This is a genomic window from Shewanella sp. 10N.286.52.B9, assembly GCF_002873635.1.
Lineage (GTDB): Bacteria > Pseudomonadota > Gammaproteobacteria > Enterobacterales > Shewanellaceae > Shewanella.
In genome coordinates, this window is record NZ_MCTY01000061.1 from 1 (window position 1) to 11904 (window position 11904).

Below are 11904 nucleotides of genomic sequence, written 5' to 3' on the forward strand. Positions count from 1 at the left end.
TATTTAAACTTATATAAACCTATCCACTAATGGATGATATTTACGCAAAAGGAGCATTAATAATGCAAGCGAATACATATTTAGATTACGAAGGTATTAAAGGCGAAACGACTGCTGCAGAATTCAAAGACATGATCACTGTCTTATCTGTAGATTGGAATGTAAGCCGTGAGATTTCTTCTTTCACTGGTACTGCTAAAGATCGTGAAGCAAGTTCAACTCGTTTAGGTGACGTTACAATCACTAAACTTCAAGATAATGCTTCAACAGATATCTTTAAAGAAGCAACAATCGGTAAAGGTAAAAAAGCTGTTTTCCATATCACCAAACAAGGTGACAAAATCGAAGAAATCATGCAGATCGAATTAACTGATGCAATGATTTCAAGCTACAGCGTGTCAATTCAAGGTGACCGCCCTGTTGAAACTATCACTATCAGCTACACAGAGATGATGATGGCAGTTACACCTACAGATGACAAAAACAACATCACTGCAGCGCTACGTTATGGCTACAGCGGTGTTAAAGGTCAACAAATGTAATCCATTTGTGATCTTGTATCTTGGAGGAGAAATTCCTCCAAGTTCTTTACCTATAAAGACTGAGGCAAGGAATGCTAAAGGCTACGCAAAAAAACAATATCATTAGTATTACGACTCCTTTAGGTAAAGATACGCTCTACCTAACACATTTTACTGCCTCTGAAGCGATTTCCCAGCTGTTCTCAATTAGTGTTTCAATGTTTACTATTGGTACTCAAATCAAGCTTGAGGACTTAGTCGGCAAAAATGTTTGTATCTCATTGAGAAATGCCGAAAGCGATGGTGCAGCTAGATATTTCCATGGCGTAATAAGCCATATTGAATCTGCTGGAATGCGAACCGCTGCTGCAGATGTGGCACAAGACTATATTGATTATCAAGCGGTTATCGTTCCTCGAGCTGCGTTAATGAAGCAACGAACTAACTGCCGAATTTTTCAAAATCAGTCTGTTATCGATATTCTTACTGACATATTTGGTCAACATGCCGTCAGTTTTCAAAATAAGACAACCCGTACTTATCCCAATTACGAATATTGTGTTCAATACCTTGAGTCAGATCTTGATTTTGTGACACGTTTATTACAGCAAGAGGGTATTTTTTACTTTTTCGACCACAGTATAGGCGATCATAAGTTAGTCCTTGCTGATGACATCACTGCTTATAACGCCTGCGATGAAGCACAGGTTCGTTGTTTTTCAGGCCATCTAGCCGAGTCACATGTTTCTCACTGGCAAGGTGGTATGAGCATGGTAAGCGGCGGATTTGCTCAAAAGGGATATGATTATACTCAACCTAAAAAATTCCCATCTGGCAGCAATGCTAAAAACGATTTGCCGGAGCAAAAAAATCTAGAAGTATTTGATTATCTTGGCGAGTCTGAGCTAAATAGTCGCTCCCAACCATTAGCAGATAATCATTTAGAAGCTTTTCAAAAAGATATGAATAAATGCAGTGGTCAAAGCGATTGCCGCAGCTTTACAGTGGGTAAGTTTTTTACCTTTAAAGATCATGAGAATAGCAGTTTTAAAGGTAAGACTTTTCTTGTGAGTGCTTTAAGAACATCAGCGACACAGCCTAATCAATCGGGTGCGAGTCAATCAGGTAGTCATGCTGTCTATCACAATGATTTTGAATGTGTTCCCAATTCAACACCTTACCGTAGTTCTCTATTGATGCAAAAGCCGTTAATCAACGGCGTTCAAACCGCTGTTGTGACCGGTGAACCTGGTGATGAACAGCATATTGATAAGTTTGGCCGAGTTAAGGTGCAATTTCATTGGGATAGAGAAGGCGAGTTTAATTCAAAAAGTTCATGTTGGATCCGTGTCGCACAAAGCTGGGCTGGCAATAAGTGGGGAGCCTTTTTCTTTCCACGAGTTGGCCAAGAAGTGTTGGTTGAATTCATTAATGGCGACCCAGACCAGCCTATTATCAGTGGTGCTGTCTACAATGCTGATTTGATGCCTCCATATGCTTTACCTGCTAAAAAAACGCAATCGGGAATTAAGTCACATAGCACAAAAGAAGGCGGCGCTGACAACTTCAATGAGTTGCGTTTTGATGATGAAAAAGGCAAGGAGTTGCTATTTTTTCAGGCCGAAAAAGATCATCATTTAAATGTTAAAAATGACCAAAAAGATAAAGTTGGCAATGACAGGTTTACCGAAGTCGTCAATAACGATAATGAAAAAGTAGGCAACGATAGCAAGCTAGAAATTGGCAATGATAGAAAGCAGGATATTGGCAATAACGAGACCGTTAAAGTTGGCAAAGTGCTTAATATTGAAGCGGGTAATGAAATTGTGATTAAAACGGGTGGCGCCAGTATCAAAATGAGCAGTGACGGTTCGATTTCAATAGAAGGCACCAATATTAAAATCAAAGGCACAGACGTTAAAGTTAATGGGGCGAGTATTGCCCTCAAAGCCGCTCAAATTAAGCTAAATTAGTTATGACCTCGACATCATATGCTGGCGTAGGTCAATTAGGCGCATTTTGCCGAGGGCACGAAATTGTTTGTCGATTTGGCTATCGTTATTTGATTTGTAAACCTATTGATAAGCCAATGGACCCGCTGCTAAATCAGCCAGAAATAGCATTGTCAGCATCCAGCCTTTTTGGTGAGCAATTCTTGATAAGTCGTCATACTTGGAATAATCAAACTGATATTCTGCAGCGTATTTATCAATACTTAAACGCTGAGGAATTTAGCAGTAGTCAGATAACAGAAGCAGAGATGATTACGGCAATATCCAATGCAATCGAAAGAAAGCAATTATTGGTAATTCTAATCGATTCAGATTAACCCTGAATATCTGAACTGCCAGTTTTAAATGTTTATATACCCAATGCTATTTGCGCTAACAAAAAAAGGAATATTTGATGGGAATGCCAGCTGCGACGTTATCTTGTATGCATGTTTGCCCGAAGACCAATCCAGGCCCAGTACCACATGTTGGCGGGCCAATTATCATGGGTTCAGGCAATGTGTTAATAGGTTCTATGCCTGCAGCGCGCAAAGGTGACAAGCTTATTTGTGTTGGGCCACCTGACACTATCAATGCCGGCTCAAGTTCAGTACTCATCAATGGAAAACCAGCGGCTCGCTTAGGCGATGGCACTGCGCATGGTGGGAAGATCATTGTAGGTAACCCTACCGTGCTGATTGGTTAAACGACAAGGAATGTATTGATGAGTTTGCATGAGCGATTTGATTTTTTATTAGCGCAGCGACAAGTGATAATGTCGTCTTTTGAGTGTGCGCCTAAAAATCTTATAGATAATACTCAAGCATTATTTATCAGTTATAAAGCGTTAAATGAAGGTGCTGCTCTTAGCCAAAGTGATAGTCAGAATGTTTGTCAGAATGATAGCCAAAGCCTGTTACTTAAAGCTAAAAATGTCACTGAACTCGTAAGCGCACTTGAATCTGAAGAGGATTATGACGTTCAAAACCAGTTGGTCATCATTCAGTTATTTTTAAGATTACATTGTCAGCAAAATTCACAGCAGCAATGTTTATTATTTCAACGACTATTTGATAGCAGCGTAATCAATTCTGCACAGAGCTTTCCCAATCTTGCACTTCTTGCTAGCCAGTATTTAATTCATCCATTGGTATTGAGTAGCGATGGGAAAACAGCCGCACAAATTCATCAATACTTATTGCTTTGTATTTTTCAAGGGCAAAGACTTAACCGCAAACAAGCAAGTGAACGACTAACTACGTCAATGACACCAGTAACGCCAGTGACAACACTGTATGTTGAGTTGCTGATGGAAGTTAAAAAAGCGCCATTAAAGATCTACGAAAATGTTATTGAATTAGAAATGGTAGACAGTATTTTATTTGATTTTTATATCGCCTCCTTAGATGAAGAACAACTCACTTTGATACTCAATGTTATGAGCCAAGACGATACATTAAGGGCTAAAGTGATTGAGGTTATGGGGTATTCTGGTTTTATTAAGTTTGTGCCTTTTTTAGCGAAAGCGATGCAACAACCCTCGCAAACAATGGCAGCGTTTAATGCACTCAAAATCATTTTAGGTCCCTTGCTTGAACAAGCAATTTCTCTTCAGTGGCAATCTGAAAGCGATTTGGGTAAACGTGGTGAATATTTACAGTTTTACAGTGCGAAGTTGCTTGACCGTTGGCCAGCTATCGCACTTAACTATAATCAAAATAACACTATCAGCCGAATGCTAAATGGCGTTGAAGTGAATGAGAGTTCTATCGAATTCTTGCTGACACAAACAAGTCCGGTTCATCAAAAAATAGCGCAACTTCACCAGTATCGTTTGCACGGCACTATTTCAAATGCAATTGCCAGCACAGCAGATAGCAAGTTGGCATCATGATTATAGATGTCCAACATACCCGTCTTAGTATTGGTGATAATACCGACACTGAACGATTGATTAACTTACCTTTTAGTGAGCCGTTAGAATTCTCATATCAGCAGAACTCACAAAATGTTGTCGCAGTCATGGCGGCGAATTTATCTACTGAACGCAAAATTGATCGCTTAGTAGACTTGCTATTTAAGTTAAACTTACAAAATGACACTGTATGGAAAACATACCAGGGCAAGCCTGTTTTTTGGTTGCTGCCAAACCTTTCTGCCAATGAATTACAACACTGGGTGAGTGTGCTTCACCAACATTTACCACATTGTTTTGAACATCCACTCACTCGGATTTTTCCTAATGGAAGCGCTTCGTTAATGTTTGCCTTTAAGGCACTAGAAGCGATGTCATTTGATTCACAAAGTGTGGTGTTAATTTCTGTTGATAGCTTATTTTTTGACTTAGCAGAGTTGTTAGCGACAGAAAATCTGATTACCGAGGAACAAGGATCTGGCAGTCGTCCAGCAGAAGCCGCAATGGTGGCAAACTTAAGGGTTAATACCACTGGTTTAAGCATTGACCTATTAAGTCAAAATAACTGCAGTTTAGTGCAGCAAACTCAAACTATTCAAAGCCTTTTTCAGCAGGCAAATAAAGCGTGCGAGCCAGAGCTTTTTAATCAATTGTATTTACCCGGTGCTAATCAAACAGTGACCGATAATTGGCTAAATGCATATGAACAGCTTGCAGGTAGAATTGATTCAGATAGTGACATTTCACAGACAACAAATTTCACAGGAGACATTGGTTGTGTCTCTGGTTTATATAATTTTGTGCATCTTTTTAACCGCTATGAACAACAGACTGTAACAGGGAAAAGTTTACAGCTTGAAGTGTCTCAAACGCTGCATTTAGGATTAGCAACATACTCATGGATAGAGGCATAAACAAGCATGACAATGAGTAACTTTCGCTTTAATGGCCAAAATCGGCATATTGTAGTAGCGCTAACAAGCGCGTCTACGCCAGCGGGTTTCCAACTATTAACCTTTGATAAAGCAAATCAGTTAACAGACGTTATCAATGAGATATCACCTCATTTAGTTCGAGATCGTAACGCGTTGATTTATGGTCGTGATTTAGTTTTACAAGCAGGATTATCTGCCACGCTACAGCCACGTAATATTGTAAAAAACCTGACAGAAGCAATCGAGCGTTCATTGCTCAGAGTGTATGTTGAGGTGCCTAAACCGCAAATTCAATACTCGACAGAAACAGCCACGCCAGGCGTAAGTTCAAGTGCTAAAAAAACGCCAAAATCGAATAACGGCAAGAAAGCTAGCTCAGCAGCGTCAGCCGGTTCTGTAACCAATAATACCTCAACAGAAGTGGCTATTGATAAGCAAGAGTGCCGTAGCGATCCTGTTTCCATGTTAAGTGGCGAAGAGATATTACCGCTGGTTGATTTCGAAATCAGTGGCCTATTACCCCTAACGTGGCGACGTTTATATCGCTCTAGTAAAATCGATTCCAATATCGGACTAGGCTTCGGTTGGCGACATAATTTCAGTGTCCAATTAACTCATCAATATAAAGAAGCGCCTAAAATTGGCCCTAAAAAACCAGCAAAGCAATGGTATGAATTAACAGATGAAGAAGGGCGGGTACATGTGTTTGACTGCGTTAAACGTGGTCAAACAAGCATTCAAACTTCGACAGGTTGGTCGTTAGTCCATCAAGCGGATGGTCGACAGGTACTGATTAAACCTGACGAGAGCCATTGGGCGTTCAAGCTTTATGAAATCGAAGGCAAAACGGTATGGTTACTTGAAACCATCAGTAACCATCAAGGTCAATATTTTGAACTGTACTATGACAAAAAAGGCCGCTTAGCTCAGATTACTACAGGGCCTAAACGTGGGGTGTTATTACATTACAACGCCCAAAATAATCTGTTACGGGTGTCATCATATGTGCTGAATGATAAAGGTAATCGAGAAGTTCATCCATCATTATTAGCCAGTTATCAATATGATGATGCTGAAGCGTTAATAGCGGCAACAGATATCAATGGCCTTGTAGAAAGGTACAGTTATGTCGACGCAGCTAAACCTAAAACACAAGCTGAGCCACACAAACATCCCCTAGGGCCCAAATCATCGACTTATCTGCTAAAACGCAGAACTCGGGCATCGGGTTTTAGTCATCACTTTGCATGGGATAGCCATAATGCCAGTGCTAAATGTATCGAGCAATGGGGTGACAATGACACCTATCATTACCACTTTGCCTATGAGCAACAAGCAAACGGAATGCGCAGCAGCTGTGTTGATTCTTTGGGAAGCAAAGAAAAGTTTGTTCATAATGCTCAAGGTTTATTAACTGAGTATAATAATGCCAATGGACATATTACTCGACATCAATATGATACAGCAGGTCGTAAAGTTGCCACGATTGATGCTAATCATAATCAAACCCAATACCTGTATAACTCTTTAGGTCAAATTGACTCGATAGTTCAACCTGATGGGGGCGTCACAAGTTTTGAATACAACCGTTTAGGGCAACGTATTCTCACTCAAGATCCTATGGGTCGAAAGTTATCAAAGCAATTCGATGCAACAGGTCGGATTTTGTCTGAAATTAATTTTGATGGTCGTCAGCGCCAGTATCAATACAATGATTTTGGTCAAGTCACGCAAAAAATTGAGTTTGATGGTGTGACGCATAAATATTTATGGGATCGTGATGGCGAATTACTCGCAACGCAAGTAGGGGAGTCACTCACTCGATATAGCCACGACCGTTTGGGTCGAGTCAATGCAGTTATCGATCCACAAGGGCTAGTCACCGAATTTATTCGAGATGACAAAGGCCAAGTTGTTCAGCAAAAGTCTTATCCTCAATCAGCGCCTGAAGAGTCGGTTAATAAATACTTTCAGTTTGATGATGCGGGGAGGCTGACTTGTCACTCACAAGATGTCAGCCAACTTGATACAAACGCTGATGAGATTGCGAGCACCAATACAGATGTGCTAGATAATAAATCAAATGAATCATCGTTAAATCACACCATGCTCAGCTATCAGGGGCTATCACAGCCTAGCGAACAAACCTTTGCAGATGGCAGCTGGCTTAAGTTTCATTATGACAAAGAGCGTAACCTTAAACGCATCGCCCGCAGTGATGGTGCTGAATATTCCATTGATTATACGCCAACTGAACAACCTAAAAAGTTAGTCGGTTTTGATGGGCGCGAGCAGCAATATCAATACGATGCTAATGATAAACTGATTGCCGTGAATGACAGTGATACTCGCTTTATTGAGCTAAGCCGTGATGCCATGGGGCGCATTGTTAAGCAAAGCAGTCATGTCAAAATAGAAGCGAATGCACTATCACCACTATTAAATACCCAAAACTTTTATCAATATGACAAGTTAGGCCAAATCACCCGCGCTCACAATCAGCATCGCACAGTTGAGCAGAAATATGATGTTCAAGGCCGTTTAGCCACATCAACTCAGGGCAGCTGGCAGCTTGAGTATCAATATAATGATAAAGGTCAGCGCAGGCATCTTGTGTTGCCCGATGGCAGTAATATTGGCTATCAATACAATACCAATGGCCAACTAACAGATATTAGTTTGCAAACAACTGTAGATGCAGCAGTAGCAAGGTCTGATAAACAAACATTAAATACACTTGTTAGTTATCAATATCTACCCTCGGGGCTTTTACATAAAAGCCAACAATCAAATCAGCTCGAGTTAGTCCAAGAGTTTGATGCATTCTCACGATTAAGCGCGCAAACATGGTCCAATCAATGTGACGCCGCCACGTTTGAATACCGTCAATACCAATACGATAAACAAGACCAGCTAAATCAATTATCAACTGAGTTAGCAGCCCAGCAGCCAAAGGTTAAGCAATTTACCTATAACCGTATCAGCCAGCTGGTTAAAGATGTCACGGCTTGTAAGGGAGAATCATTCACAGCAGTGCATGATAGCGCTGAGCATGATATTAGCGCCGTTGATAACAGTGTCTTTGATAACAGTGTCTTTGATGACAGAGAACAAATTGTCAGACCGCTTGCAGGGATTAAGTCAGGTTCTGGCACTCACCAATATCAGTGGGATGCTTTCGGTAATCCGCAAACGGCTATCGGGACTCATGCTGTTAATAACGTAGCTGTTAACAATGCAACTGATAACAATCGCACTGATAAAAAATCGACTGAAAATAGCCCAGCAGAGCTAACTGTAAATACACCATTTGATGAGGTTATTGTTAAAAATGATCGTCTGTTAAGCATGGCGGGTATAGATTACCGTTACGATGCTAGCGGCAATCAAATTAACCAATTAGCTAAAGGTGATAAACAGCAGCGCAGCTTTAATGGCTTAAACCAATTAGTGCATATTAATGTTAATGGCCAGTTGGCCCAATATGAATACGATGCACTAGGTCGACGCAGCGCCAAAATCACCGAACAAGGCCGCACCGATTTTATTTGGGATAATAACCAACTAATAGGTGAATGCAGCCTAGGTGAATACACCTGGTACATCTATCTGCCAGAGACTTTTTTACCGGTAGCGTTAGTCAAACATGGCCAAATTTATCACTACCATTTAGACCAACTCGGTACACCGATTTGCTTAACAGATGCCAACGCACAAACCGTATGGCGCAATCAGTTAGATGTATTTGGTCATGCAGTCTCAACACCTATTGAAAATAGTGCTGACGTGGCTAATCACATTGATAACCCACTGCGCTTTCAAGGCCAGTACTTTGATGATGAATCAGGCCTGCATTACAACCGTTTTAGATACTACAGCCCAGAGCAGGCAAGATTTATTCATCAAGACCCCATTGGTTTAGTGGGCGGTATTAACCATTACCAATATGCGCCTAATCCAGTGAACTGGGTGGACCCGTTTGGGTTATTGTGTAAAGAAGGCCAAGCAAAAGTTGCAAAGGCCATTAATAATAACCCTAACATTTCGCCAGAGCTTGAAGTTAAATTGATAGCAATTTCTCAATTAGTAGATTCACCATACACAGCAGATGAAATGGTTGAGCATATTGAGGCGGGAACGGGTGATGAATTGCTTGATGCAAATAAGCATCAAGAGCAAAAAGATAGCGAATATAAAGAGCCATCTAGTATTAAAGAAGCAAAAAAACGTCTAGTTGAAGCACGAAGTAAATTAATGAAAAATGGTTATCAGCCAAGGTTTACTCAAGAACAACTTCATAAAATGGCTATTAAAAAAGAAATTAGCAATCGATTTTATGTTCGATTAATTTTTGGTAGCGCTGATGACTCTGCAGGAGAAACATTGGGATTTCCTAGACCTGACTCTAAGCGAGCACCATATTGGTCAACTACATTTGAACAAATGGAAATGGCTGATAGCGACCCTCATTTAATAGCAGCACTTTTTGGTATTAATGACTATAAGCCAGAGCAAGAATTTTCCTTAGCTATTATAGATATGGCTGAAATGCCAGAAGCGACAGAGCGAGAGACATTTATTCCTACATATGAAAATATGATCGAGTTCGGAAAGCGTGAGCTCGCGCCTGATTTTATAGAAAGGGGAATTGATGAGCCAGATGTTATGGCAAAAATAATGACACCAGAGCTTAGTTCACAATTTAAAAGTAATCTTGATAGCTATAAAGATTTTGGTGGAAATGTTTTTATTGAAGAAGACTATAAAGATTTTCAAAAAGCTAATAAAAATAAAGATGCAAAGGTTTTACTAGCACGATATAGGGTGATGAACCAGTTTGGGGCAAATGATCTATATAGTGGTAATGGTCTTACTGAAGTAGATAAAACGTCAAAATGGGGGGAGAAAATAAGTGGTGACTATGGAGTAGTTGAAACCTTTACTTTTGAACGAGATCCATTAAAAATAAATGAGTTAGGTGGAGCTGTTGAAATAATACCAGCTTTACCTATTTAAAAAGGAAGGAATAATGAAATTATTAGACCCATATAATCTAGATTTAAATTATGAAATACAGTGTAAGTTTGATGCGCTTGGTTATGAGGGTAAAACTTTTTTTTTAATTAATGATGAAAAAACTTCATTTTTTATTAAGTTGAGCCCACCTAAATTCGGAAGCCCAGATATACCTAACTATTATGTTGAGCAATTTGAGTTATTGAAAAAAAATATCTCATGGTTAATTGACTCTATTGAAAATAAGTTCTGGAAAAGTGCTGCGCAAGGAGGACTTCCATCAGGACTGTACACATACAAAGAAGAAGTTGCTGGAGAAAGATTAGCTATATACCGTGAAATGAATGTTGGTGCACAAGGACAAAAGGGGTTTAGGTTTACTAATTTCAGTAGACATAGCAGAAAGTATGATGAACCCTTTCAAGACTTTTTTGTAACTGATTTAATGTTACTTGAAGGAGGGTTATTAAAGGAACTTAAAAAACTATAAAAGCACCAATGATGTGCATGATTAAGACCGCTAAAAATAACATGGACACTCATGATTTTTGACTAAATATCAAACTAATAAACTACGTTTTATTTACCCTTCCTAAATGGTATTTGAAGATGGCCAGACCAAGACAGGCAATAGTTAGCCTAGATTACACACCTTATTATCACTGCTGTTCACGATAAGTACGTAAGGCTTTTCTGTGTGGTATTGATCATTCAACCGGTGAAAATTTTGAGCATAGGCGTGAGTGGGTTGACTCTCGAATTATTGAGTTTGCCACCATCTTTGCCATAGATATCTGTGCTTACTCCGTGATGAGTAATCATTTGCATTTAGTCGTTAAAGTGAATGCCGATAAAGCAAAACACTGGTCAAATAAAGACGTGCTTATGCAATGGCACAATGTAGTGGCATAGTTAATTTGGCCACCTAGTTAGAGGTGATATCATCACCTCATAAGTTAACAGGTGACACTATGAAAAAACGTACAAGAAGACTTTTTAGTGCAGAGTTCAAACTTTGTAGTGGCATAGTTCATTAGCTGATGTGTTGAGCAAGGCAGACAAATTGCTTGAACTATAACTAATAAGGATAGGCTGCTCGCAATCGTTTGGTTGTCAATTGCGCGTTCCTAGCTCATTTCAGCCAACCAAACTGCTTCCGATGAACGGGGTGTTATCGCACATCCGATAGCACAACTTCCCCTAATGCTAATAGCCACTATCAGAGCTTATTCTCTAACGCGTTTTGTCCAGAATTGGGTTAGGGGGCTTAGCTCATTTATGCCCCATTATCATTTAGAACAATGACTCATTCTAATTTTGTGTTTCTGTGTTTGCCTTATATTTACTAACACAGAAAGCAAAAGATATGGCTTTAGTAGCTTGTCTTGTTGTGTGCCTTAAAGACTATCAAGAGGACTTATGACCCCAGTATGATGGCCACCAACCACATGGGTATATATCTCGGTTGTTTTGACATCACTGTGTCCCAATAACTCTTGGATGGTACGAATGTCATGGCCTTTGAG

At 39.8% G+C, this 11904-nt stretch carries 9 protein-coding genes; 8 read left to right on the forward strand and 1 reads right to left on the reverse strand.

The genetic code is table 11. From position 1 onward, the window contains the following. Positions 1-62: 62 nt before the first annotated feature. From BCU91_RS04870 to BCU91_RS04905, 8 genes are all read left to right on the forward strand, one after another. Complete coding sequence (locus BCU91_RS04870) at positions 63-542, forward strand: type VI secretion system tube protein Hcp (protein ID WP_102527844.1); 480 nt, start codon at positions 63-65, stop codon at positions 540-542. A gap of 71 nt (positions 543-613) precedes the next feature. Next, the gene (tssI, locus tag BCU91_RS04875; RefSeq protein ID WP_102531001.1) at positions 614-2494 is read left to right on the forward strand and encodes a type VI secretion system tip protein TssI/VgrG; all 1881 of its coding nucleotides are present in this window, start codon (positions 614-616) and stop codon (positions 2492-2494) included. A 2-nt stretch (positions 2495-2496) separates the two neighbouring features. Then, complete coding sequence (locus BCU91_RS04880; protein ID WP_102531002.1) at positions 2497-2850, forward strand: hypothetical protein; 354 nt, start codon at positions 2497-2499, stop codon at positions 2848-2850. Between the two features lie 77 nt (positions 2851-2927). Next, complete coding sequence (locus BCU91_RS04885) at positions 2928-3218, forward strand: PAAR domain-containing protein (protein ID WP_102527847.1); 291 nt, start codon at positions 2928-2930, stop codon at positions 3216-3218. A gap of 18 nt (positions 3219-3236) precedes the next feature. Beyond that, on the forward strand, positions 3237-4406 hold the full coding sequence (locus BCU91_RS04890; protein ID WP_102531003.1) for a hypothetical protein: 1170 nt from the start codon (positions 3237-3239) through the stop codon (positions 4404-4406). Then, the gene (locus BCU91_RS04895; protein WP_102531004.1) at positions 4403-5341 is read left to right on the forward strand and encodes a hypothetical protein; all 939 of its coding nucleotides are present in this window, start codon (positions 4403-4405) and stop codon (positions 5339-5341) included. The genes BCU91_RS04890 and BCU91_RS04895 overlap by 4 nt, the downstream gene beginning before the upstream one ends. Before the next feature lie 12 nt (positions 5342-5353). Further along, the gene (locus tag BCU91_RS04900) at positions 5354-10378 is read left to right on the forward strand and encodes an RHS repeat-associated core domain-containing protein (protein ID WP_198590435.1); all 5025 of its coding nucleotides are present in this window, start codon (positions 5354-5356) and stop codon (positions 10376-10378) included. A 13-nt stretch (positions 10379-10391) separates the two neighbouring features. Then, a complete protein-coding gene (locus BCU91_RS04905) occupies positions 10392-10868 on the forward strand; it encodes a hypothetical protein (RefSeq protein WP_102527851.1) in 477 nt (158 codons plus the stop codon). 907 nt (positions 10869-11775) lie between these two features. Here the strand turns inward: BCU91_RS04905 and BCU91_RS04915 are convergent. After that, the coding region (locus BCU91_RS04915; protein ID WP_157936261.1) for a tyrosine-type recombinase/integrase at positions 11776-11904 on the reverse strand (129 nt) is incomplete at its 5' end.

Excerpts from the sequence above, each read along its gene's own strand:
- BCU91_RS04870 (WP_102527844.1), top strand. The coding sequence starts at position 63 with ATGCAAGCGAATACATATTTAGATTACGAAGGTATTAAAGGCGAAACG.
- tssI (WP_102531001.1), top strand. The coding sequence starts at position 614 with ATGCTAAAGGCTACGCAAAAAAACAATATCATTAGTATTACGACTCCT.
- BCU91_RS04880 (WP_102531002.1), top strand. The coding sequence starts at position 2,497 with ATGACCTCGACATCATATGCTGGCGTAGGTCAATTAGGCGCATTTTGC.
- BCU91_RS04885 (WP_102527847.1), top strand. The coding sequence starts at position 2,928 with ATGGGAATGCCAGCTGCGACGTTATCTTGTATGCATGTTTGCCCGAAG.
- BCU91_RS04890 (WP_102531003.1), top strand. The coding sequence starts at position 3,237 with ATGAGTTTGCATGAGCGATTTGATTTTTTATTAGCGCAGCGACAAGTG.
- BCU91_RS04895 (WP_102531004.1), top strand. The coding sequence starts at position 4,403 with ATGATTATAGATGTCCAACATACCCGTCTTAGTATTGGTGATAATACC.
- BCU91_RS04900 (WP_198590435.1), top strand. The coding sequence starts at position 5,354 with ATGAGTAACTTTCGCTTTAATGGCCAAAATCGGCATATTGTAGTAGCG.
- BCU91_RS04905 (WP_102527851.1), top strand. The coding sequence starts at position 10,392 with ATGAAATTATTAGACCCATATAATCTAGATTTAAATTATGAAATACAG.